Raw genomic sequence first — 25,017 nt, forward strand, 5'->3', positions numbered from 1 at the left:
CCTCTGTCGCTCCGCTAACTGCTAACTGCTAACCGCCAACCGCTAACTAGCAACCCTCTCCCCTCGCTCGTTTGAATCGATCGGTGACCATTGAGGTTTCCGACAAACTGACCTTCACCGGGATCGCTTCCTGCGGCAATCGATCCTTGCAATGGCTTCGCATGGCGGATTTGAATTCGGCGATACTTGATGCATCGGCCAGTCGGACGCTGGCGCGGACGACTTGCCCCATCAACGGGTGCTCCATGCCACTGACGGCTGCTTCACAGACACTCGGCATTTCCAGCAGCACGCTTTCGACTTCGATCGGTGAGACCTTCGTCCCCCCGACGTTGATGAATTCCGACTTGCGGCCCATCACACGCATCCATTCGCCGCGGATTTCCACTTCGTCACCGGTATCCATGAAGCCGTCCTGGTCGAACGGTGACGGAGCGTTCAAGTAGCCCAGCATCGCCGTTTGGGCGCGAATCCACAGCCTGCCGTCGACGATCTTGGTTTCGTAGCCATCACCGCCGACCTTCATCCACAGCGATTCGTTGTTCTCGGATTTTGATTTCAAGATCCCCATTTCCGTCGTGCCGTAGGTCTGCAACAGGTCAACACCGGGCAGAGCTTGGCCGAGGCGTTTCAGGACGCTCTCGGGCATCGGTTCCGATCCATAGGTCACCCGGCGAAGCGATGAAAGATCGTACTGATCGATCACACCGGTGATCAGCATCAGGTTGAGGAACGTCGGCGAAACCGGAAGCACTTCGATTCGGTGTTCTTCGATGCACGCCGCAACGTCCTGTGGCGATCGACTTCGCGGGACAACCAGTGTGCCGCCATGAGTCAACACGTACAGCATCGTGTTGATCCCGCCGATGTGGTCCATCTGCATGAACGCCAGCATCTTTCCCACGTCACGGTGCTGGGTATACCGTAGCCGCAACCGATCGAGATCCTGAACGGCCGCCTTGGGATCACCGGTCGTCCCGGACGTGAACAGCACCAATCCCGCGTGCCCAGATGCCTGGAGTGATTGATACAAGGGATGTGCTTCGTTCCGACTCGCGTTTTGGGGCGTGACATCCGTTCGCAAACTGTCGCTTCCCGCCCCGCGCATGGGCGGAGCAGTCGACGGCTGTGGTTGGACCGTGATTCTTTCGGGCGGCGAGTCGGGGCGGCACGCCGGCAGTCCCATGCGATGGGTTGCCAGGGCAATGTCCAAGAGCCGGTCGATGCGTTCATCGGCTGCCTCGGGCAGCGGCACCGCGGTGGCGTGCCGATCCGCGACGGCGAAGAACATCGCCAGACTATTCGGCGAATAGTTTCCCGGAAATCCGATCACCGACGTCCCATCGATGTCGGCATCGGTCATTTCGCGGCACAGTTGCTTGACGGATTCGGCGAGTTCGCGATACGTGACCCGAGAGTCGTCGCTGCCGCCGATGAACGCCGGCTGGTCTCCATGACCGGCAAACGTTTGTTGCCAAGAACTCATCCTGCGCCTCCCAGGTAGACGACTTGACCGGTGACAAAATCGCTTGCGGGATTGACAAAGAAGTCGACCACGTTGATCACATCATCGACGGTCCCCCAACGTGGAATCGCTTGACGCCCGATCAAGGCGTCGAGTTTTTCTTCCGAAATGCCTCGAATCAGATCCGTGCGAATCGGTGTCGGGGCGACGGCGTTAACGGTGATCTTCAACGCCCCCAGTTCCTGCGCCAAAACTCGGGTCCATTGTTCGATCGCCGCCTTGGTCGCAGAATAAATCGCTTCGCCTTCCAGGCGAAACGGAACCGCGACGGTCGAGAAGTTGACGATCCGAGGATGATCACCGCGGCGAAGCAATCGAATAGCGGCATGGGTGACATCGACGACCGCGTTCAGATTCAGATCGACCACCTTGCGAGACGCCGCCGGCGGTTGCAGCGCGACCGGCGCCATCGACGCCATGCCGGCGTTGTTGATCAAGACATCCAGTCGCCCGAACCGCGAGCGAATGTCTCGCATCATCCCGCCGACCTCATCGGGATCCGTCAAATCAACTCGAAAGTGAACGAAGCGATCAGAATCCAAATCCATCTCTGACCGCGAGCACCCCACCACCATCGCGCCCGCATCGAGAAAGTGATCCGCCAGCGCCCGCCCAATCCCCCGACTACACCCCGTCACCAAAACAATCCGATCAGACATAGAGTGAAGTGGCTAGTTGCTAGTGGGCAGGACGGATAAACCACGAAATGTGCAAAGAACATGAACGAAGCATGGAAAATCAGTGGTCAGTCTGTCATGGCATCGATCAGCGGGAGCGATGCGGTCAGGAAGCCAACCGGGATTCCCGATCCCGTCCAACCCTTCGTGTCTTTCGTATCTTTCGTGATGAACCTTCAGCCAAGCCCACGAATCCATCAGCCATCCCACCGGTAACCAGCTATCCCGCCCCCCATCGCGCCACTAGCCACTAGTGGTGCGTCAAAGTCTAATTTTAGGGTAGACGGATTTGAGTTTAACCCGGGCGTCGTCAATTTTCATCTGCCAGTCAACGCCTCGTTGTCTTGCATTGATGTCCGATGACCATGCTGCAATCTCTCTGGCCAACTCCTCAATACTTCCAATGCGTCGCCCGCCAACACATTGACGGGTGATGCTGCTTAACTCGTTCTCTGCGATATTGAGCCAGCTACCGTGCTTGGGCGTATAGCACCAGTTGATTCGCTTCACCAACGCCCGTGCTCGAGACGGCTCAAACACTTCGTAGAAAGCCCCGCGAGTGTGCGTGTTGAGATTGTCGCAAACCAACGTCACCGTCTCGCAATCGGCGTAACGTCCCTCAAGCAGCTCAGCCATTAGCAAGGCCCAGTCCGCTTTGGTCTTGGTCTCTCTGGCGTAGGCTTCTCGCCATCCTGCCAGCGGCTCGGTGTACATGAAAATGTTCGCTACTCCGGCACGTTCGTATTCATAGTCCACCCGGCGGGGATGTTCGGTGGTCGCTTCGATCGGAACGTTGACGTCCTTGATCAGTTGGACCGGTTGTTCATCCATGCAGATCACCGGATGACTCGAATCGTACGGTTTTTCGTAAGTTTCTAGCACATCTTCCATGCTCGCGGCGAACTCCGCATCGCACTGTGGCGGGATCACCCAGTACTCGATGTTGCGATTATTCATGCGATTTTTTTTAGCGTCTGGCGAACGGTTTCATGCGAGACCGAATCGCAGATCCCCAGTTCGACGACTTTCTCGGCGAGCAATCTCAGCGACCAGTTGGCATAGCCTGCTGGCGGTTTGCCTAGACGAGTGGCGATGATTTTCGCCTCTTCTTGACCGCTGAGGCATTTAGGTCTGGCAGGCTCCGCACGTTTCTTTCCCTGCAGTGTTTGCTCAAAGCCAAACTCGACAAACCGCTGTCGTATATTTTCGACCGTCTTGGTGCGGCAACGATAAGCTTCAGCAATCGCCGCATCGGTCCATGCCAAATCGTCTGCATCCGCAGCAAGCAAGATTTGGGCACGACGCACCTTCTGGCTAGAACCGCTAAACTTCTTGACGATTGCATCGAGCGTCCGACGCTCCTGATCGTTCAACCGAACGATGTACTTTTTCTGCATTGGAAAACCCTCCGTGTTCCCCAAAGCATGAAGCTTTTACGCGATTAGACCAACCCTAATTCTTGAAGCTGACGCACCACTAGCCACTAGCCACTAACTTCTCCTCAATAAACGCCACCAGCGTGGGAACATCGCGATACGGGCTGCGTCGCTGTGACATAGCTTGGGCGTCGCTGAGGCTGATTTCGGCCCCCCGTTCCGCCAAAAGGTCTTCGATGTCCATCATTAAGGTCACCAGTCCGAGCGAATCGAGTGGACTATCGCCTCCGAAGATCTGAGCGTCGGGCGCGACCGCCAGTTGGTCGTTCGATTGCCGCAGTTGATTCAACCGCCTGATGCAATCCAAAATGGATTGTTCGATCTCAGCCCGAGATAACAGTGACATCAAACTTCCCGCCTTCGATCTCGGCTTTTAAAGGTTGATCCAGCCCAACGAATTGTCCTGTCAACGCACGAGGGGTCGATGAAGGACAATGTACATCACCCAAGCCATAAAACTTTGCCACAAGCCTCGACTTTACTGCCCCTGTCGATCCAGAGCGGCTGACCTGCCTCCCCCCAATCTAACACTTGAGTAACTCCCCAGCTACCGTTGTCCGTTGATCAGCGGAATAAAATCGTTGGCACCCTAGGAGCACGCGACTAACTTGGAATGCCTGTTCTATACACTCCCTCAGCGATTGCCCCGGTTCGAAATAACCTTATGAAGCACGACTCCCGCCCGTCGGCTTCCAACGGCAAGATATCAGCCACTGAAGCAGGGCGATCGGCTGCCCACCTCGCTGCCTTGCTGTTGTTGACGCCCCCAGGACTCAAGAAACAAGAGGCTCCAAATTCGGTCGCCGTGCTGCGCATGACCGCGTGCGTGTTGATCAAGTAGGGAGTCAATTGCGGACGGTTGGAAGTAGCGGTGGCAGAACGCATCATGCGATAGCAACGTATCGTAAGCGTAAGATTGCAAGTCACCTGAGAACCAACGATCAAGTGGAACACGAAATCCCATCTTCGGACGATCGCGAATCTCGCGTGGAATCATTGATTGAAATGTATTAGCCAAAACAGGCTTGACCGAATTTCGCCGAGACAGATCTTTGAAACGAAATTGTCCAGCACATTCGACGACGTGGTGGTCCAGGAAGGGACTTCGACACTCAATACCGTTGGCCATGCTCGTAATGTCCACCTTTGCAAGCAGATCGCAAGGAAGATAAGAGTGCAGATCCGTCCTCATGGCTCGTACTCCATGCGCCAGTCCTTCGGTGGAATCTAAGATGCACTCAATGAAATCCAACGTATCGAACTGATCGACACTTTCCCTCATTTCTTTGTGATACAATGCATCGCGATGAACACCATGAAAACCGCTCACCCAACTTGCATACCGTTGCCGAAGCGGTTGCCGAAGGACTTCCAGCCGATGTCGCAACCGGTGCCTGAGCGAAGCTTCAGGGCCATCGGGAAGCATATGCTTCAGCGGTCCAGTCATCATTCGGCGAACTGCGCAAGGCAAGCGATCGAACATACTGAGCCGATCGACGGTTTGATAGCGATCGTAACCGGCAAAAAGCTCATCGCCGCCATCTCCCGTGAGCGCTACTTTGACATGCTGTCGCGTTAGTTGAGCAACATAGTAGGTTGGTATTGCACTACTATCCGCAAATGGCTCATCAAACAACCACGCGAGCTTGTCGAGTAGGCTGACAGAATCGGTTTCCACCTCCATTAAGTGGTGATTGGTTTTTAAGTGACCTGCGGCAGTCTGGGCAAAACCTGACTCATCAAAACTATCAACTGGAAAACCTATCGTAAAGGTGTTCGTCGGCGTGACCGCTAAACTCTGCATCACACCCGTGATGACAGTGGAGTCGATCCCCCCGGAAAGAAATGCACCAAGGGGAACATCGCTTCGCATCCTTAGCTTAACGGACTCTGTGACGACGTCGCGAAGCTGATCTTGCAAGTCGGATAAGCTCGCACTTTCATTCGGCAGCAACGCCGGATTCCAATAGCAGTGCAGACTCAATTGCCCCCTCTCAAAAACCGCCATGTGGGCAGGAGGCAACTTATGGATCTTATGGTAAATTGTCCGCGGATGCGGAATGTAACCGTACGTCAAATATTCATCGATCCCCTGTTCGCGAATTTCCCGCGGCACGTTTTCAATGGCAAGCAGTGCTTTAATTTCACTTGCAAACAAGAGTCGATTTGCGTCACAGTGGTACACCAGCGGCTTTTGCCCGAGTCGGTCTCTTACCAAGATCAATCGCCTCAAGCGTTCATCCCAGATGGCGATTGCAAACATACCTCTCAGTTTACGTACAAACTCGAGGCCGTATTGCTCGTAGAGATGGACAATAGTTTCTGTATCAGAACTTGTTCGAAATTGATGCCCTTGACTTTGCAATGCAGGCCGCAGTTCTTGATAGTTATAAATCTCACCGTTGAACGACACCCAGACAGATTCGTCCTCGTTACACATCGGCTGTTTACCGCCGACGAGATCAATGATGGACAACCTTCGATGGCCGAGGGCAGCACCAGATCCATCCGCATACTGCTTGAAGAAGGTTCCCCGCCCGTCCGGCCCCCGGTGTGCAAGAGCATCCGTCATTCGATCGAATGCCTCCTCACCGATTGACTCTCCGAGAGCACTCCAAATCACTCCTGCGATTCCACACATGTTTAGTCAGATCGGGTAAAAGCGTTGTAATAAAACTGCATAGCAATACACCTGCTGTTTCTGGATAGGCCGCATTGGGATTCTCTCACAATGCCATAAAACTATTCTTCGCGTCCGGCCCGACCGAAACGTTGACTGATGATTCGAGTCAACTTGTTGAGTCAATCTGCTTAACGACGTAAGCCGGGACCCCGACCGCGATCACTCTGTCCGGAACGGCTTTAGTGACCACCGCACCCGCGCCAACGATGGAAAATTCGCCCACGTCCGCCATGACAATCGCGCCAGCACCGATCCAAGCACCTTTACCGATCGACACTCGGTGGAAAGTCTGCCCTTGTTCGTGGGGTGATGCAACTGGGTTTTCTCGATCATGTTCGCGACCTCCGCTCAACACCTGAACGCCGTCGGCGAGCATAGCCTCATCACCAATCGCAGCAAATCCAATACTGCAAAATCGTCCCAAGTAGGCGCGTCGTCCTACGGATGCTTCTGCCATTGAAAACACTGTGTTCCAGCCGATGTAAGCGTCCGCATCACAGTGCTGTAGAACAAAACGGTAGAACGCTTGACGCATGTAGACCCCCCGCAACCCCGGAAGCCTCGCGATTGACTCGGCTGACGCAGACAGGGCCTGAGGCCCACGAATGAGCTTTGCAAATGCGTACGCGACCAATCTAGGTGCCACAAGAGTGAGAAACACACATTGGAGCATCCGCTTTGGCAAACGCGGCGCATCACTACAGGGGGGCCTTCGAACAACACCTCGCACGCTACTTGCACGCGAACCGCGGGAGTCCGGCAGCCCGTACCCAGATGGGTCGCTCGGAGGAAGATCAGTGACCAACGACTGCCACCTCCGCGGTCCGCGGATACGATGTCCGACACATCTCGCGGTAGAGACTCCGATAGGAGGCGTGCATTGCCTGATCTCCAAAATGCAGATTGGCCCTTACCAGCCCACTGGCACCGAATTGACGCCGAAGCTCTGAATCATTCGCCAAACGCCGAATCGCGTGTGCGATGCCGCTTGCGTTACCAGCCTCGACAAGCGTTCCCGTTTCGCCGTCGACTACGACCTCCGGGACTCCACCGACGCGGGTCGCGACACAGGCAATCGAAGTCGCCATTGCCTCAATGAGAGTGAGAGGTATCCCTTCTGAAATGCTTGTAAGCAGGAACAAGTCGGCCGCGTTAAGTAGACCGCCCACGTCGGTTCGTTCACCCAAAAACGTTACACGACGATTGAGCTTGAACTTATCAACAATCGATTCGAGTTGGGGCCTCTGATCACCATCACCGACAATAAACAACCGGATTTGTGGGTCGCTATCGAGAAGAGTAAACGCCCGCAATGCCGTCGCGTGGTCCTTCAGAGGGTGGAGCCGCGCCACCTGAACAACCGCGATTTCGAAATCGCGGAGCCGCAATTCGTCTCGAAATTGCTTGCGAAGCAAGGCGCTTGGCGTAAAGGCCTCAAGATCAATGCCGTTGTAAATCACGTCGATCCGATCAGCTGGAAGACCTTCGTTTCGAATTAAGGCAGATTTAACCTGCTCCCCGACTGCAATGCATCGATCGCTTTGGCCGATCAAAATTCGATTAGCGACCACATGCTTGATCCGACGTCTATCAGGGAAATGACGTCCATGTTCGGTTAGCAGTATTGGGGGATACGAACGGGGAAATCGCCCCAGAGCCGAATAAAAAAACGGCGAATACTGCTGTGCGTGGATCATCGCCGCATCGTAGGCCCGGCAAAACGATATCAGCCGCTTTGCCATTGCAAAATCGAGACCAGGACGGCGTCCTAACAATTCAACCACGAATCCGTCAGCCCGGAGCTGTTCGCCGATGGGGCCTATTTCATCCAGCACGGCAAAAACCGTATTGAACTCTTCTCGAGCGCGAATTGCATAATCTCGCGCCAATAACTCTGCTCCACCGATAACCAGTGAGTGAAGCACCTGACAGATCGTTGGACGTTGACGGAGGCTCATCGCTTTGCAGACCATTTCCGGTAACGCCGGCCAAGCGATGTTTCGGGCAACGTGTGCCTCCATCGGTACGGAACGATTGCACGCATTCCTAAGCTGACAAGCCCTTTTGGTGACCGCAGTTTCGACCTTATGTCATCTTTCTGCGTCACGAACTGCTGCCGCGCAGGATAGTTTATATCCCTGTCCCTCCAACTGCTTTCGTGCTTAAAATTATTTTTGAATCGCCATCTAGATTGCCATGCGATCGGGAGCTGCTGGAGAACAATTGCTGCGGGGCGTGTGAAATGCTTAGATTCGAATCCCATCAAATCTCGCCAAGCAGAATCAAAATGCCGTTCTCCAATTTTATATATTGTTTTTGATTCACTTGATTCTAAATGTGATGCAATGGCCATTAGCAGCGTTCCTTTCCTTAAGTCCTGTGCAACCCACGTTTCAGTCGGAAATTCGAGCTGATCTATATCGTCGAAAAAGAAACGTTCGTTGGAAGCCATCCAACGGGCATAGTGCATGACGCTTGAGATGGCATAAGAGGACGTTTTCGAATCGACATCTCCGACAATCTCCACGAAACGCAGTAACGCATGCAACGCGACAGGATACGACCACCGGAGTTCCGCATTAAGCAATTGCAGTGATTCGATATCGTCATGAGGATGAATGCTACGAAAAATCAGTTCTCTACATTTCACAACATATCGTTCACTGCCGGTGAGTAGCCATGCATCGATCAATGCGTTAATTGAATTGCCGACGCCTCGCCCCAACCCATGATAACCTGCTTCCTTGGTAGCACTCGCCTTGCCAGTCGAAACACCACTCAACGGTGCTAGCACACTACGTTCCCCGTCGTCCATGGCGAGGACCCAATCGGCGAGCATCAAGACAGCTTCTTTCGCTCTCCCAGAACCCGTGAGGTGGTAATAGAGTTGAAGGCCACTCGTGTAATTGTGCTCGTTCCCCGGCCCTCCGCCCTGAACTGCGTGCTTTTCCCCGACCATATTGCGAGAACAGGTCCGGTGCGTGCTGGTGGATGCGTCTCGATAGTGGGCCGTGTGCCAGAAAAACCCACCGTTGTAAACGGCCCTGTCATCGCGCGTGTGATAGAGATCAATATCGATGATGTGCTCGGCAAGTGGACGTGCAAGTGACCACCATTTCAAATCAGAGGTAAGAAGGAATTGCTGAAGCATTCCATGCAGCAGATCGTATTGATTGTTGTAATGGGAAATTACCGGCGAGGTATCGTCTGAATACTTTTCCTCATGGTCTGCCCAGCAGTCTCCGAAGTTCCGCCACCCATACTCATCAACGGCTTCACGTTTCCAAAAAAAGTTAAATTCACCCGAAAGCAATTCCTCGATGTAGTCGACTTCGGAGGTCCGGGCCACCTGGGAAACCAGGCCCCGCGTCATCCATTCGGGTTCATTGTGAATCGTTTGTAGCTCTGCTCGGTTGCCTGTCCGATGCCCATCTCTCGACTGCGGGCCGGGCGCTGGTCCATCAGGAACCGAAGAGCGAGGCCGATCGGTATTAATAGTGGGCAACGATTGATGACCGGACACGTCGGGCAGAGACAGTGGCCCTCCGGTCGGAACGATGACCAGTGGGCCATGAATTCGATCTAAACGATCCGGTGGACCGATGGCTTCTGCGCACTTCAGCCAGAATGTCTTGGAGACGCGTTCACCTCCCTGCAGTTCTTGCTTGCCATAGGGTGAGGACGGAAAAAAATGGATATCGACAGAGGATCCATTTGCTTCGATCCCACTCGGAAATTTTTCCCAAAAATCGGCAACCGTCGCCGTGACCGATCCGCCTGCTCCGCTCAACCGAACAACTGGACTTGCACGCATGCCCGTTGCTTGGTCCGCCCCTGCTTGTCGGTGGTATCCGTTCGGCCAGTTCGGGACGACGCCGTCAGAGTTTACATGAGTGCGTGAACGCCAATTCTTGCCACCACTAGCGAATTGCATCAAAGACAGCTGACCTTCGGATAGTGTATTCCATGCTCCGTCGAAATGATCTTTCCAGTCGATTCGCTGGTGAGCGCCGACGCCCGCTCGAATCGAGACCGTTACGGAGTCAAGCAACTCAGATTGAGGGTCACCAAGGTCCCAGAATCCGCCTGCGTGTTCCGCTCGGCGAGGATTGTGTAGTGTGAGCTCACACCTCAAAGTGCCCACTCCCCGAAATTCAGTCAACCGAAGAATGTACGCGAGCCTTCGCCTACCTCCGATCGTTCCCTCAAGCACCCATTGACGCATCCGCGAGCCGTGGAACACGGTTCGTAGCGACCGACAATCTGCCACCATTAGTTGGCCGCCGTCACAATGGACACATAAATCGGCCTGCAGGCCTGGGAGACCACATACCCCATCGCCTCGAATCTGAAATAGCTGGTTGGGTTTGGCCGCGAAATTGATCGGAAGCGCCGCGGGCACAGCACTCGAAAGAGAATTCAAGCGAATTACTCGAAACCAACGAATTGCCCCCGCGGGAACGTCTGCCACCGCGGAGATAAGTACCCAGCGAGGAGAACCAGATGGCCAGGTCGAGAGAACGTTAAGCTGGGCAGGAACAATCTCATCGAACTGATCGACCAACACGACCGAGCCATCGACCGACGTGCCGTCAACAACAGGCAATCCGATTTGAAAGGGCTGTCCGCTTCGGTCAAGGCCATGTTGTTCCCGTACGCTGAAGTGCCAACATTGCTCCAGGTGTTGTTCTTGATACATCTCGGATTCTGTCAAGCTTGGATTCACGCGGAGAGTCGTTCAGCATCTCGTGGCAAGAAAATATAAATGTCACACCCCTTCGACTACGGTGACCCGGCTGCGAACTCCTGCGACCGTTCTTGCGAAATTTCTGAAAGGCTGGGATGGGGAGCGAGGTAAGCACCGATCGCAAGAAGGTCGATTCGGCCTTGCAGAAACGCCCGCACCGCGTCATCGGGTGAAGCGACGATCGGCTCTTCATGCATGTTAAAGCTGGTGTTGATCACCGCCGGAATTCCCGTCAACCGATGGTAAGCAGTCAGAATTCGGTAAAAACTTGGATTCGAAACGGCGCTCACCAATTGCGGGCGGGCAGTTCCGTCTACGTGGACTGCGGCTGGACAGAGCTTTTTCATCTCCTCGGTGCAGTCGAACGTGATCGTCATGAACTCAGCGGTTTTCTCGGCACCTCCGATTCCTTTGAACAAACTGTTTGCTTCATCCGCGATTGCTGCGGGAGCGAAGGGCATGAACTCGGTGCGTCCAAGCTGATGATTAAGCCATAGGTTGACCTCTGGGTCTTGAGCCGGATAGAGAATGGATCGGTTTCCCAAAGCTCTTGGTCCATACTCCATGCGGCCGTTGAATCGGGCGACTATACGATTCTCGGCAAGCCGATTGGCAATCTCAGACTCTATATCATCATGCTTAGTAAATTGGACGTTGGCTGCTCGCAGTGCATTTTCGATCTCCTGGTCAGAAAAGTCGGGTCCAAGATATGCATCGGCAAGCGGTTCGGTAGAGACGCAAGGCATTTTTAACGCCAACAATGCTGCACCGGTTCCACAGCCTCCGTCGCCCATATTGGGGTAAACGAAGACCGAGTCAACACCGTCGCACTCGTGAATCCGTTGATTGAGTTTGACGTTTGCGTTGACGCCGCCTGAAAGGCATACATTCCGCAGGCCGGTCTTCCGAGTCCAAAAATCCGCAACTTCTTGAACAACTTCTTCAAGAATACGTTGATAGGCAGCGGCGACATCTCGTTTCGAAAATGTCTGCGCTAACATTCGAGTAAAATAGAAATTGGTTGCTGCACGAATCCGAATATCGCCTTGATCCATTCCCGTAAATCTCTCGCGCAGCACCGGGCCAAGAATTGTTGGATCACCGTACGCCGCAAGTCCAACAATTTTCCCTTCGTGGCGGCCTGGGCGAAAGCCGAGTGCTGAGGTCACATATTCGTAGAATTGCCCTAGGGAATTCGGAAAAGAAAACTCATGCAGTTTCTCAAGTCCGCCTTTGCCTCCGCGATAGATGGCCCCGCAATTTCCTGATCCATAACCATCGAACGACATGACCAGGGCGTCATCAAATCCCGAGCAATAGTATGCGTTGGCAGCATGGCATAAATGATGGTTGAAACGCTGGAGTTTCTCCAACAAGCCGAGTTCGCGGAGTCCTTCTGTGAGTTGCTCTGTTCGCAGATGATGGTCGGCTGACGCCACTCGCACCCATTCTCGAAAATTTCGCCGATGTAGTCGAGTATCTAATTTGGGCGAAAGCGTTGCCAGGCGATAAATCTGTTGTTTGCACCAAGCTTTCGGGGGCATCATTTCTTCGGATTCTGCAAGGCCCGGTATCGATGTGCTAAAATCGGGCGTGTAGCCCGAGCGGTGAATCCTTGCAAGTTCCTGCAGTGACTCGCTAGTACCCGACGAAGAGTGATATGCGAAATCATGATGCATGGCTTCATTCATCAGGCGAGTTTCCGTCTGCCCATCGAAAAAGGAGTACGCCACCGCATCAATCGAATCGATTTCCCATCCGGTTCTTTCAAGCCCCATCTTGACCGCTCGCATTGGAAAACCATCTTGCAGCTTCGTTCGCGACAAGCGTTCTTCACCACACGCGAACAGAATTTGACCATCTTCGACAAACGACGCGGTCGCGTCTTTGTCTAACGGACTGATTCCCAATACTCTCATCGTTACTGTTCCAATTGCTCTACGAGTTCGGTGACTGTACAGGTCGCGTAATTGCCGCGGTCCTGCATCAGCTGAAATATCTGTTCGATGCCATCCATGATTCGATCGACATCTGTCGATGTTCGTGCGTACGGGTTTGGACCGACGGATAGTGAAGAACTATGCACGGTGAAGCAAAGATAAGGAAGCTGCAGTCGTGAAGCATGAATCACCAACCACTTCATGCGACTGACAGATTCTGTTTCAAAATTGAGCCAAATCCGACGAACTAGACCGAGTACGTCCATAGCTCCGATTAACTTTAGCCGGCGGAGCCAAGATTCCTCAATTCCCGACGTTACCGCGTTCCAAAAGTAGTGAGGCGTGCGTGAATAAACACGGGTTAATGGAATACTCCAAAGGGTCGCAATGTCATCGCTGATCCGATCATGGCGAATTTGACGGGGCAAAACACCTTCTGAGCCGTAATCCGGCGCCCCCACGTCCGCCCAGCTGCTATAGGGGCAGATCGAAGCGTCCGCGCGAAATCCATGTTCTAAAAGAAACTGCCACGTGACGGGGCCACTGGAATAGCGGCCTCCACGGAAACTCGTAGGGCGGAATCCTCGTTCTCGAAGGAGCTGATATGTGATCTGGAGTTTTTGGTTAGCGACATCGGCAGGAAGATTCTCGAGAAACGAATAAGCAACAAGTTCATCTTCGCCCACCTTGGGAGGAGTCGCCCAGGGATGCACATGCATACCAATTTCTGTACGCGGTGTCCGTGCAAACTCCTGGATAATGCTCGCTGCTGAATCTTCAACTAGAACAGGGTGGTTCACGAAATAGGTCGTCGCCACATTAAACCGCTGGCACAGTTCATGAAACCGCTCCAGCTTGAGGATATTGTTGACGGAGGAATTGCGAACCGGGAACCCTGCGTCCCAGTCCCACTCTTCTTCCGTGTCGATCGTAACGACAAACTTCATCGACGCTGCGGTCCTGACATCTGAGGGTGACTTGATGTGGCCTCTTGTTTGCGATTTCTGCCTTCGTCGCCGAGGTCCGACTCGACCTCGGCGATCAGCTCCTTTGCCTGCTCAGAAAGTCGCACCCAGCTTAGATTATCAAGCACCCATCGCCGGCCAGATTTCCCCATTTCAGAACGAAGAACCGGGTCCTTTAGCAGTGGGAGCAGATTGGCCGCGAGCGATTCTGGCGACGTGCAATCGGCTAATACACCAGTTCGACCAGGCAAGAATGCTTCGCACGTTCCACCAGAGTCACCAGCAATTACAGGGCGTCCACATGCCTGTGCTTCCAACAGTACGATTCCGAAACCCTCTATGTCTCGTCCCACTGTACGGTTGGGAAGTGCAAAAACATCGCATTGTTGGTAGAGAGTGAGCAGCTCACTATCGGACACTTCACCCAGGAATTCGACGCGATCAGAGACACCTTGATCCGCTGCCAATTTCACCAAACGTCTGCGTTCGTCTCCATCACCCGCAATGGCGTACAGCAAATCGGGCACATGCCTCAGCAGTTCGGGAATCGCTCGGATCATGGTGTCATGCCCCTTGCGTTCTTGAAGCCGGCCGACCGTTAAGACGACGGTTCGGCTAGTCCATCCGCTGCGACGAATTTCGTTGATTGCTGGCACAAACCGTTCGGTATCGACGCCAGGGTGCATGACGCAAATTTTCTTCGGCTCGACCTGCCACCGGTCTCGCAAAATCCTGGCCGTGCTTTCACTATTTGAAATCAACCGCTCTGCATTTGAAAAGACTCGCCGCACCATCCAAGACTGCTCTCTACTGGAGCTTGCCGCTTCTACATCTTCGCCATGAACATAGACCAAGTAGCGAGTTCCCCGAATCTTGTGATGCATCCAGGCAATCCATCCCTCCGGAAGACAACGTCCGGCATGAACCCACTGGCTGCCATTGCTTAAAAGAAGCTGTTTGGTGGCGCGATAGATTCGGCGGTAATAGAGTAGCCCGGAGACGCTCTTCAGGCCCCACTCGGACGACGCTAACGTCAATCGTTCAATAGGCAAGCGAGCCATTGATCGATCAAAGTCAACATCCCCTGGGCATCGCCCGCACGCAACGACCGTTTGGTCGTCGTTAAGCCTAGAGTACACCTCCAGAAACCAACGTCCACTTCCGCCGACACGAGGGGGAAAGATTTCAGAGAGCAATAATCGAGTTTTCAAAGTCCGTCGCCATGGCTGGGAAAGATCACATCACTCAAGAGATAAGAACCGATCACAAAGGAGATCGATCTGGGTGCACGACGATCGCACCAAAATCTGGTTTCAGTATTCGTCGAAGCCTTGCCTCAGTGAACCCCTCTGCCAATAAATTCAGCCAGACTGGTTTTTCACTGCCCTGTTATGGAGATGGCAATGGCTTCCCAAATCGATGTGTTTCACGAGTGTTTTGATCAGGTCGGCGACCCGCGAGTCGCAGGCCGGACAATCCATCCACTTAACTCGATTCTGTTTTTGGTTGTCTCGGCGGTCATCGCAGGCGCGGACGGACCTGATGAGATCGAAAGCTTCGGTGGTGAGAAACTGGATTGGCTATCCAAATTCGCCGACTTTGATGCCGGCATTCCGTCTCACGATACCATCACGCGAGTGTTGTCCCTGATCAAACCAGCCGAGTTTCAGAAGGCGCTGCTTCAATGGCACGCTCATCTCTGCGAGATTAATTGGGATCACGCCAGCAAGGACGACAATCGTCCCGTTCACGTTGCGATCGATGGCAAGACGGTGCGCGGATCCTATACCGATGCGGAGAAATCTGATGCGATTCATATCGTCAGTGCCTGGGCGACCGCAAATGGTGTCACGCTTGGGCAAACCGAGGTCGACTCAAAGTCCAACGAAATCACGGCAATTCCCGAATTGCTCGATCTAATCGACTTACGCAATTCGATCGTGACGCTCGATGCCATGGGATGCCAAAAGTCGATTGCTGAAAAGATCGTCGAGGGAGGTGGCGACTATCTGTTCGCTGTCAAAGACAACCATCCCAAGCTCTGTGCTGCCATCGCCGATCACTTTGAGATGGCCCATAACGATGGGCTCACAGCCCACGGTGTTCGGGCAATGACGACCACAGGAAAGCAGGCCGCGCGTGAAGAGGAACGCTTCTATGCGACCTGCCCAATTCCAAAAGCACTTCGCGAACTGACCGACCAGTGGAAAGGAGCAAAAAGTATCTGCCAAGCGAATACTTGCACGACTCGTGGTGACCGGCAATCAAGCGATGTTCGCTACTACATTTCGAGCCGACCGGCGCGGGTGCATGAATTCTCAAATTGTGCTCGTAGCCATTGGAGTATAGAGAGCATGCACTGGGTCCTCGATGTCGTGTTTCATGAGGACTCCAGTCGGCTCCGAACCAAGAACGCGACATCGAACATGAGCTTTGCTCGTCGGTTTGTGACGACGCTTCTCAAGCGAGACACTCGGAAGAAGAGCCTCAGGCGGAAGCGAAAAATCGCTGGCTGGAACAGCGAATTCCTCGAGAAACTCCTGTTTGCAGCCTAATTTTGGTGCGATCGTCGTGGATCTGGGTGGTGGGCAAAGCATAAATCATCAATTTCCTTCTGATTGCCCGAATGACCCATCGTTGCTCAACGAAGGACATTGCCGCTTGACTTCAACATTGAAGTCACAGCTTCCATGCCGAAAGACGGTGCACTCAAGTAGTCGATCGATTCGACGTTCTCGCGCCGAAAACCATGCGTCATCAGCGTAGTCACGCCAGCGTCCAACGCGGCGGGCATCGATGGTCTGTGCGATGCCGGTTTCGTTCAAACCGGTGCAACCGCAGACACTGCCGACCAACTCAAGCGACTGTTCTGGCTCGGACACAAGCTCTTCGTAGCAAATTGTCAAATCAGCAAAATTACGCCCATACCGATTCGACATGCTCCAGACCAAATAGGAGAGTTCGAAAGGATGCATGTCATCGATCTCACCGAGCACAGGAAACCACCGACGAAGATCCCGTGCCCAAGCCAAAAGGTAGAACTCATCGAATCGAGAAAAACCGGACACTCTGGCGGTCTTTCCTACCGGCGATCCCCTTAGAAACGTCGACAACCACTGATCCCTAGGATTCCGAACCAAATGTAACAAAACCGCATCCGGAAACCGTAAACGCAACCAGTGCAGTCGAAAATCAATGCGATTAAACTGCAACAATGCGCGTCCCGGTGCCTTGTCAATTAGCAATCGCAGGTACTGGTCCAGGGTGTCATGGGAAAGCTGGGGCGAAAGGTACAACTCATGACTGGCCCAACGATCCGACCAAGGGACCGGCGTCGATGCCAGTTGGTCGTACTCTCGCCAATAATCCTGGACGTCACGATGAGTCGCATCGACACGGTCACCGCGGCTCCGCAAATCAAACCATCGCCGCTCATTCAGTGGTTCGTAATACGCGGTGAAGGAGCATGACTCTCGAAAGCAACGCCATAACAGTGTCGATCCACTCCGGAACCGAGACGTAACAAAAATGGGTGAGTCTTTGCGAGACTCTAAGGACTTTCCCACAAATCGTTGGTTGGGCAAGAATCCGGGTGGTGCCACTGCAGGAGAAGGTAGCGAACGCACGACAACATCTTCGATTCCGCGTTGGACAACACTTCGATTCAATAACCAGCAAAGCCAACGGGTTGCGAATGTCCTCAACATTTTGCCTAAAATTTCGCAATATCTTTCAAGACGAGCAGGCCCACGACCGTGCCTTCATCACTGACAACAGGAAGGTCATCCACCCCTGTTTGAGAAAACAGCCGTACCGCGTCGGAAAGTGACTGAGTCTGCCGGATCGCACGGCAAGGGGCTGTTGCAAACAAGGCGACTGGCTGTCTCAACACCGATCCACCCACCAAGAGCGCTCGGCGAAGGTCTCCGTCAGTGAAAATTCCATAAAGCTTTCCGGTATGATCCTGCAGAACCGCAGCCCCAGTTTTGGCTTGACTGACCAATTCCAATACTTCGCGGATGGGAGTCTCAGGTAAGATGCAAACCATGCGCACCCCCGTTCGCATTTCAGCCGCAACGCTGCGTGTCCTCAGACCGAGCGAGCCCGCCGGATGATACTTCGCAAATTCCTGTTCACTAAAACCATTGGACTGAGCGACTCCCAACGCGAGAGCATCGCCAATGGCCAGCATTGCGGTCGTGGAAGACGAAGGAGCCAGACCGACACTGCAAGCTTCGTCAACATGACCAATTTCAATGGAGGAGTCGCAGAGCACTCCCAGACTGCTGTCGCGACTTTTTGTCACAGACACCAATGAACAACCCGTTCGCCTCATTTCTCCGGCCAGCCGAACGACCTCGATCGTTTCACCCGAGTATGAAAAGAGCAGCCCGGTATCACAGGGACGCACAAAACCTAAATCTCCGTGCAATGCTTCGACGGGATGCAAAAACGTAGCAGAAATTCCGGTTGAGCTAAAGGTTGCCGCGACTTTGCGTCCGATGATCCCTGCTTTTCCCACGCCACTGACGACCAGTCGTCCGTGCCTATCCCCATCGTCACGACATTGGCCGAGAATTCTGCCTGCGTTCTGAATCGCATCGCGATGGGAAGCAAGATGAGTCTCGACCAGTTGCAATGCCTCGCGTTCCTTGCTCAGAATCCTGCAAAACGCATCGAACAAGCATCCTGTTTTTTCAGCCGTATGACTCATCGCCGACTCTCTGTTTTCTGTTTTTTTAATTTGCACCGGATGCCTTACCTTCCGCGATGCGTCTCAATTGCAATCCGAATCTGATCATCCTCCATGACAGACCATCTGCAATTCGGGTCACAACTTTCCCACCTACCCCCGTGGTCGTTTTCGTTTTGACCCCTTCACATAGATCTTGAACGTCGCTGGTGAGCACTAAATCTCCGGAAAAGCGGCTAAGCAACTCAGAAAAAATCTTCTGTTCCACGTCAATATCGTGAAAGTGGCCCACCGAGCCGCGGGGATCGTCGTAGTACTTCTTTGCCGGCCCCCCAACGGCACCGAACATCGTGAATCCCGTCACGAACAGCCGCTTTGGCTGAAGCATTCCCATCAGCATGTGCAATACATAGGTCCCGCTAGTCAACGGGCGCTGTCGGTCACCCCCTGGCACTCCAAAAAGATCCGGACCGAAAGCAATCAAAATCGGCAAATCCCCCACCCACTGCGAGAACGCCTCCAAATTCGCACCTGGCACCCCCCTGGGTGAGATGAACAAGACAACGCACTTCGGCTTGACGGTTTCTGCTGGTGACGGAGCTCGATCCAAAGAATTGTTCGCGTTAACAACCAGAATATCAGTACGGCTTCCGATCTTCGTCTCAAGCCCCAAGGTCGTGGCACGGTTAAATCGAACGACCAAATCGAAACTGTCGATTTTGGCTCCATTCTCATGATCCATGATGGTCGGCGCATTTCCCACAATGGCGATCGACTTTGAGATTGCAAATCGCTTGCGGAACTCGAACGGACTAATTTCCTGCATTATCCCTGGCCATTAAATTGACATCAAGAAGATCCACTACTGAGTCTCGGCTGGCGTGGGAAGCACGGCGAATTCACGTGCGAGCTCAAGCCACTCTTGGGAATATCTGGCATCAATTTCTCGCTTAGGCTTCCAAGTGTCATAACCGAGCCCTGCTTCCTCGCCGAACCATGGCCCGCCGGTGGTGAAATGGACGTTAGCGGGATCAGTCGACTCGTCGGAATGCCCGTCGAGCCAGTTCCACTGGTCTGGCAGGGCGCCAATCTCGTCGTCGGGAAGCCATTGGAAATTATGCAGCCATCGCCCCGGTTTCGTGTTGACATCGTCCACTGTCAGCATGTGATGAGCTGGATGGCCGCAGTTATACAGCACAAAGCTGGACCAATTTTTGCGACTGTATGACGTTTGTAGGCAACCGTACATCTTGCGTTCCTGACCGCCGCCATCGTACTGATGCTGCACACAATGAATGGCAGGTCCGTCCTGTTTCGCAAATTCATCGAACAACAGGCAGGGATCTTTGCGGAAATACATGTCGCAATCCATAAAGACTGCAAACCCTTCGAGCTGGTTCAAAAACGGCACCAGGAAGCGAGTGAAACTGAAATCGGTTGAAAACGGCCGGCCGTCGAATGCATCAACCATGTCTTTGGACGGTGGATTACCCCAGCACGTCGAATCCACATGCGGCGTTCTACGGTACAACCCGGACCGACGCAGCCCCATCACGTTTAATGTGACGACGTTGATGGGACGCGACGCGTGCCGTTCAATGGACTCCATCAGCACCCGCACCGCCACATGCTCGCGAGGATCGTATCCAATGTAGATCGTGTCCAAGCGATCGATCGCTAAACCATCGGAGTTGTTAATTCGCCTTCCCATAAGTAGTCCTCAGTAAGAGAGTTGCAGTTGAATTCAAGCAGCTGGCGATTCGGTCCGCTTTGGCAAACGCCATTTAATGGACTCGTAGACTGCCCCCATAAAGATGGCCGCCTTGCTAATTGAGCGTCTGAGCGGAGACAAGAAGCCGCCTCCAGACTGGCCTTCCAGATGAGCACGCCAGTAGTGGGGCATCAGCCGTTTCTGTGCACCCTTGAAGTGCAGCAGCCAGCTTCCCTGATCAGCATCCAGTATGGTGCTGAACGTATTTTCGGGAGTAAAGTTATGAGTTGCGCAGGGCCACAATTCGATCCGCGCTTCGTCGACCGTAGCACGACGCCGACCGTTGCTTTGCTCACCAACGGACACCGTCGAGTCCAAATCAATCATTTTCGCCAAGGCCAGCTGATCACAGAACCACGCATGTTTATCCGAAAAATCTGACTCCGTAATCTCCCGAAATCGCTGAAAGAACTGGCTACAGATTTCGGGATGTCTATCAGCCAGGATGATCAAGCCGCCGTTCAAAGGCTGGTCGTTGCGTTCGACGTATGTTAACCCGATATCAAAATCGGAATTTGGAAAAAGTCCAGCGAATGATCGATTGAAGAGCATATCGCAGTCGAGCAGAATCAGCGGACCGCCGAAATCATATTGCTGCACGTATCGTTCTTGAGAAACAACTCGGCTGAACATCGGGGTTTTAGGTTCGATATCAAAGCGATGGATCTCAATGTCGCCCCAATTTTGTGGAAACAAAGTCGCTTCATCCGTAAGAACGACCTTTCTACAGTTGGGGTGAAATAGCGACGCGGACCGGAACATCAGATCGATCATCTGAAGATACTGATCGCGAAACGCCGCTCCGTATGGCAAAACGCGACGCGCACGCCGATCCGAAAGATCGACATGAAATGTTGCGAAAGTAATCATGATGTTTTAGCGTTCTGGCGACACGACTCTGGAGAAAAGGCGAGCGTGCAAGGAATCGCATAGATCTTTAAATCCGTAAATTGCTCTGGGGTAAATCATTTCGTGAAGCACTTTGGGTTCGCCGTCTGGCCATTGAAGCGATCGACCATAATCGCGGAGCTTCCAATAGTCAGTCCAACGACGTTGATACTTAGCCAACTCAAGACGCTCAACAAGTTCCTGCAACAGCAGGGTTTCTAACTTCACCGCCAATGCATCTCCCAACAGGTTTTTAGACCGTAGCACCCAATCCAACCGGCTCTTATGGTGCGGCACGCGATGGTCTCCGTCGCGGTGCTGCTGGCCCGGATGTGAGCGATACCCCATCAACTGCTCTGGACAACAAGCGAAGGAACCATGTAGCGAAAGCTCCGCGAAGAAAATCATGTCTTCAGCCCGCTGTGTCCAAGCGGGAAATCGAACCGGGCACGGATTTTTCACCATCGCGGTGCTTACATGTACCAGCGGGGAACAAATCAATGCTTCGACCTGGGTTCGGCTTGCGTACTCTGTTTCATAGTCGAAATGTGACTTTGACTGCCCTTGATCATCAAATTCATAATAGTCGCTGTGTAAGCAGACGGCATCCGTGTGTCTATCCAAGAGCATCAATTGCCGCTCTAGCTTCGTGGATTCCCATCGGTCATCCGCATCCAGAAATGCCACCCACTCCCCACGAGCCTCGTCCAAACCACGATTGCGAGCGATCGATTCTCCCTGGTTCGCTTGCCGTATCACACGGACAATAGTATCCAAGCCTTCAGCCAGGGATGCGGAACGATCGGTGGATCCGTCGTCGATCACCAGAATCTCATCGACCTGATGGGTCTGCGCCAAAATGGAGCGGATGGTTTCTTCGATAAACGCTTCACCGTTGTAACACGGGATGACAACTGATACGGGCGTCACTTGATCGGGGCCGGGCGAAATGAATATGAATGATGGAGCGCGCAGGAATCGGACACCTGGCCGCTAATGCTTGCGTCGACAGACATAGATTCGGTCTTCATCGGGTAACCGTGAGGCCCGTTGTTCGGCTTCGCTGCAAAACCGATTCGGCGTCATTTCATCTACGACAAATCCAGCCCCTCGAAGACGCTCGGAAAAATCCGGCCCATAGCGACGAACATGATCTTCTTGACCGAACAATCGCAGTCGTTCTTGCGGATCTGTAACCGAAGGATCTTCCACGGTCTGCTCTGCGGTGATGGGGACCATCAGAACGGCGAAGCCGTCGGGGTTCAGCACTCGGAGAAACTCTTTCATGGCTTTGCGATCGTCGGGCACATGCTCCAGTACATGGCTGCAATAGATGACATCAAATGTATTGTCCGGATATTGAATCTCCGTAATGTCCATATTTACATCTACGTCATTGGCCAATAAATCGGCGGTCAGATAACTCTCTCCGATATGCTCCTTGAAATGCGGACGCAGGCAAGGCTCTGGGGCGACGTGCAGCATTGCTGGCTGGCTATTCATCACATCGGTCTCCCGAAGAAAATACCACCAGACCAGACGGTGCCGCTCCAAGGATCTGCATCCTGGACAGCGAACCTCTTTACGCAATGGCCTGCCAAAATCTTCAAAATTGCGTCCGCGAAAATCGCAGATCGGGCAATACCTTTTCCAAATGAAGGGCAAACAGGCTTTCAGCAAATTTTTCACGCAACCGTTCCCAAAGGGTTTAAAAACTGCATCGCAGAAGCTCGACTCAAGGAAACTCAACCCTGCGAGAACTTTGGCCGATTTAACACCACCTTTGTGTCACTTAATCGGCGTGACGACCGAGGCGGCAACGAATCTGCGATCTTATCCCTGACCGCCGAAAGATCAGCGCCACTGCACACAGCCTCGAGTATCGTCGACAAACGCTTGAGGCTTGACCCGAGCGGGTAATAGCGACGGACACGTTCGGCCGCTTGGCGGCCCAGTGCCTGGGCGACCGCGGGGTGTCCGACTAATTCAGTCATCTGCATCGCCATGTTGCAAACGTCGCGTTCGTCACTTAGCAATCCTGTTTCACCTTCGACAACAACATCGGGGATGCCGGCGTGGCGGGTTGCGACGACAGCCTTCCCGCACGCCCCCGCTTCAAGGACGGCGTTAGGCGTCCCCTCCATGTCTCCGTTGAAAGCGGTCACCGAATGCATCACGAACGCACGGCACGCCTGCATCTTCTGTGCAACAACTTCATGAGACTGGCTCCCCATGAAGGTGACGGACTCGGCGATCCCCAGAGCCAAGACCATGTCTTGACAGGATCCAAGCAGGGGACCGTCTCCGATCATGATCAATCGAGCCGATGAATCATTGCGGACCAGTTTTTCAAACGCGAGTAATGTCAAATGTGGAGCTTTCTTATCGACAAACCGACCAACGCTTAGAAACGTAGGAGGAGTCTCAATGGAGGAGCAATCGACGAATCTCGCCACGTCGACGCCATAGGGGCAGTAGATCAGCTTTTCCGCGGGGCACCCCAGGGCCAGCAGCCTCCGCTCCATTTCATACGAGACTGCAATGACGGCCGCGGCACACCGAAACATGGCCGGGTAGCCACGTCCCACCGAATCAAGGATTTCGCTGGAACATGCGTCATAACCATGGAAGTGCACGACCAGCGGGATTCCCAGTCGCTGGCAAGCCGCCGCGACCTTCACCCCTGCCATCCCGTATTCGGCAAGGACGACCCCGGCCGCCGACTTCTTGATGGCAGCCTCGATTCCGTCTTCAATCTCTTGTTTCCAGTCTGCCCGACTTAGCATCCGTTGGATCTTACGCGACGCTCTTGGAGCAAACGTTTGACGGAGCGCAGGTGATTTATTCAGATACGGAATCTGATCCTGGAAGTACACAACGCCTTGAACACCCTCCAACCGTTGCTCGTGCAATCGAATGAACGTCTCCGAAACCTCGGAAGGCTTCGGTTTTGCGATTAAAATTCGGGGGGAACTCATACCGGCTTTTGTGCAACCACGACGTATACGCAGGCGTCCCGATTTCTCGCATCCTGTGAACACTTTTTATCTGCACGTTCCATCATTCGCTGGGTAAACCAAGTGAAGTAGCGTTTGCAATACTTCGGAACGCGCGGAAGTGTGGCATCCTGCCAAAGCTGAATCGCCGTCGCCGCGGGCCCCATCATGCCCTCCAAGTCAACAATTTCAAAACCAGTTTCCTCGATAATTCGCCTAAGCCCATCACAGGTCCATCGCCAAAAATCGGTGGGATCTGGGTGATACCTCCAAACTCCGTGCGTTGAGAGAATGAGTTTTCCGCCAGGCTTAAGTACACGCAACGCCTCTGACAGGTACAGATTTGCGTCACCAACGTGCTCAAGAACTTGCGAAGACAGCACAAAGTCGACCGAATCAGTTTCACACGAAAGCCGTCCCTGATCGTCAACGGTGCCATCGGCCAGATCGTTGCCAGGCAAATCATATCCAACAAATTCTTTGACATGAGGCTCAAAGCAAGGTCGATACGGCATGCTGCCGCAACCAAAATCGAGCATTAATGCATCCCTGCTGCCTGCAACATATGTAGTCGACACCTTCATCATTAAATCTCGAAGGCAGATCAAATGCCAATACAGCCTATCTGCCTTGGAAGGCGCAAAACGGTTGTCGCGAAATATCTCCGCCTTGAACTTATCATTCGTCATAAATTTA

Annotated in this window: 22 protein-coding genes; 1 reads left to right on the top strand and 21 read right to left on the bottom strand. The window is 53.4% G+C overall.

Going from position 1 to position 25,017, the window contains the following annotated elements; genetic code table 11:
* Positions 1–46: 46 nt before the first annotated feature.
* From TBK1r_RS08735 to TBK1r_RS08790, 12 genes are all read right to left on the bottom strand, one after another.
* Complete coding sequence (locus TBK1r_RS08735; protein ID WP_145209006.1) at positions 47–1,486, bottom strand: ANL family adenylate-forming protein; 1,440 nt, start codon at positions 1,484–1,486, stop codon at positions 47–49.
* Complete coding sequence (locus TBK1r_RS08740; RefSeq protein WP_145209008.1) at positions 1,483–2,184, bottom strand: SDR family NAD(P)-dependent oxidoreductase; 702 nt, start codon at positions 2,182–2,184, stop codon at positions 1,483–1,485. The genes TBK1r_RS08735 and TBK1r_RS08740 overlap by 4 nt, the downstream gene beginning before the upstream one ends.
* A 279-nt stretch (positions 2,185–2,463) precedes the next feature.
* The gene (locus tag TBK1r_RS08745) at positions 2,464–3,159 is read right to left on the bottom strand and encodes an IS630 family transposase (RefSeq protein WP_145209010.1); all 696 of its coding nucleotides are present in this window, start codon (positions 3,157–3,159) and stop codon (positions 2,464–2,466) included.
* On the bottom strand, positions 3,156–3,599 hold the full coding sequence (locus TBK1r_RS08750) for a helix-turn-helix domain-containing protein (protein WP_145209012.1): 444 nt from the start codon (positions 3,597–3,599) through the stop codon (positions 3,156–3,158). The genes TBK1r_RS08745 and TBK1r_RS08750 overlap by 4 nt, the downstream gene beginning before the upstream one ends.
* A gap of 79 nt (positions 3,600–3,678) precedes the next feature.
* Entirely contained in the window at positions 3,679–3,984 is a 306-nt protein-coding gene (locus TBK1r_RS08755) for a hypothetical protein (RefSeq protein WP_145209014.1), read from the bottom strand.
* Between the two features lie 360 nt (positions 3,985–4,344).
* Positions 4,345–6,279, bottom strand: a complete 1,935-nt coding sequence (asnB, locus tag TBK1r_RS08760) for an asparagine synthase (glutamine-hydrolyzing) (RefSeq protein ID WP_145209016.1) — start codon at positions 6,277–6,279, stop codon at positions 4,345–4,347.
* A 148-nt stretch (positions 6,280–6,427) separates the two neighbouring features.
* Positions 6,428–6,856, bottom strand: a complete 429-nt coding sequence (locus TBK1r_RS08765) for an acyltransferase (RefSeq protein ID WP_419581138.1) — start codon at positions 6,854–6,856, stop codon at positions 6,428–6,430.
* A 259-nt stretch (positions 6,857–7,115) separates the two neighbouring features.
* Entirely contained in the window at positions 7,116–8,246 is a 1,131-nt protein-coding gene (locus TBK1r_RS08770) for a glycosyltransferase (protein ID WP_419581139.1), read from the bottom strand.
* 29 nt (positions 8,247–8,275) lie between these two features.
* Complete coding sequence (locus tag TBK1r_RS08775; protein ID WP_145209022.1) at positions 8,276–11,020, bottom strand: hypothetical protein; 2,745 nt, start codon at positions 11,018–11,020, stop codon at positions 8,276–8,278.
* Between the two features lie 83 nt (positions 11,021–11,103).
* The gene (locus TBK1r_RS08780) at positions 11,104–12,987 is read right to left on the bottom strand and encodes a carbamoyltransferase family protein (protein WP_145209024.1); all 1,884 of its coding nucleotides are present in this window, start codon (positions 12,985–12,987) and stop codon (positions 11,104–11,106) included.
* A gap of 2 nt (positions 12,988–12,989) precedes the next feature.
* Complete coding sequence (locus TBK1r_RS08785; RefSeq protein WP_145209026.1) at positions 12,990–13,955, bottom strand: polysaccharide deacetylase family protein; 966 nt, start codon at positions 13,953–13,955, stop codon at positions 12,990–12,992.
* Positions 13,952–15,184 carry a glycosyltransferase family 4 protein gene (locus TBK1r_RS08790; protein ID WP_145209028.1) on the bottom strand — a complete coding sequence of 411 codons (1,233 nt, stop codon included), beginning with the start codon at positions 15,182–15,184 and terminating at the stop codon, positions 13,952–13,954. Before TBK1r_RS08790 ends, TBK1r_RS08785 begins: the two co-directional genes overlap by 4 nt.
* Before the next feature lie 180 nt (positions 15,185–15,364).
* On the opposite strand from TBK1r_RS08790, the gene TBK1r_RS08795 reads away from it, so the two are divergent.
* Positions 15,365–16,528: an ISAs1 family transposase gene (locus TBK1r_RS08795; protein ID WP_145207505.1), complete on the top strand. Its 1,164-nt coding sequence runs from the start codon at positions 15,365–15,367 to the stop codon at positions 16,526–16,528.
* A gap of 48 nt (positions 16,529–16,576) precedes the next feature.
* On the opposite strand, the gene TBK1r_RS08800 is transcribed toward TBK1r_RS08795, so the two are convergent.
* The 9 genes from TBK1r_RS08800 to TBK1r_RS08840 all read right to left on the bottom strand — a co-directional run bounded on the left by TBK1r_RS08800 (position 16,577) and on the right by TBK1r_RS08840 (position 25,010).
* Complete coding sequence (locus TBK1r_RS08800; RefSeq protein WP_145209030.1) at positions 16,577–17,680, bottom strand: sulfotransferase; 1,104 nt, start codon at positions 17,678–17,680, stop codon at positions 16,577–16,579.
* A 5-nt stretch (positions 17,681–17,685) separates the two neighbouring features.
* Positions 17,686–18,723, bottom strand: coding sequence for a KpsF/GutQ family sugar-phosphate isomerase (locus TBK1r_RS08805; protein WP_145209032.1), 1,038 nt, complete (start codon positions 18,721–18,723; stop codon positions 17,686–17,688).
* Entirely contained in the window at positions 18,713–19,492 is a 780-nt protein-coding gene (locus TBK1r_RS08810; RefSeq protein ID WP_145209034.1) for a glycosyltransferase family 29 protein, read from the bottom strand. Before TBK1r_RS08810 ends, TBK1r_RS08805 begins: the two co-directional genes overlap by 11 nt.
* A gap of 36 nt (positions 19,493–19,528) precedes the next feature.
* Complete coding sequence (locus TBK1r_RS08815; protein ID WP_145209036.1) at positions 19,529–20,332, bottom strand: hypothetical protein; 804 nt, start codon at positions 20,330–20,332, stop codon at positions 19,529–19,531.
* 78 nt (positions 20,333–20,410) lie between these two features.
* The gene (locus TBK1r_RS08820; RefSeq protein ID WP_145209038.1) at positions 20,411–21,307 is read right to left on the bottom strand and encodes a hypothetical protein; all 897 of its coding nucleotides are present in this window, start codon (positions 21,305–21,307) and stop codon (positions 20,411–20,413) included.
* A 6-nt stretch (positions 21,308–21,313) separates the two neighbouring features.
* Entirely contained in the window at positions 21,314–22,255 is a 942-nt protein-coding gene (locus TBK1r_RS08825) for a glycosyltransferase family 2 protein (RefSeq protein ID WP_419581140.1), read from the bottom strand.
* Between the two features lie 63 nt (positions 22,256–22,318).
* Positions 22,319–23,014, bottom strand: a complete 696-nt coding sequence (locus TBK1r_RS08830; protein ID WP_419581141.1) for a methyltransferase domain-containing protein — start codon at positions 23,012–23,014, stop codon at positions 22,319–22,321.
* 56 nt (positions 23,015–23,070) lie between these two features.
* Positions 23,071–24,303: a glycosyltransferase gene (locus tag TBK1r_RS08835; protein WP_145209042.1), complete on the bottom strand. Its 1,233-nt coding sequence runs from the start codon at positions 24,301–24,303 to the stop codon at positions 23,071–23,073.
* Positions 24,300–25,010 (bottom strand): class I SAM-dependent methyltransferase, encoded by a 711-nt coding sequence (locus TBK1r_RS08840; RefSeq protein ID WP_419581142.1) that lies wholly within the window; start codon positions 25,008–25,010, stop codon positions 24,300–24,302. Before TBK1r_RS08840 ends, TBK1r_RS08835 begins: the two co-directional genes overlap by 4 nt.
* Positions 25,011–25,017 lie beyond the last annotated feature (7 nt).

It is taken from the genome of Stieleria magnilauensis (genome assembly GCA_007753675.1).
Taxonomy (GTDB): domain Bacteria; phylum Planctomycetota; class Planctomycetia; order Pirellulales; family Pirellulaceae; genus Stieleria; species Stieleria magnilauensis.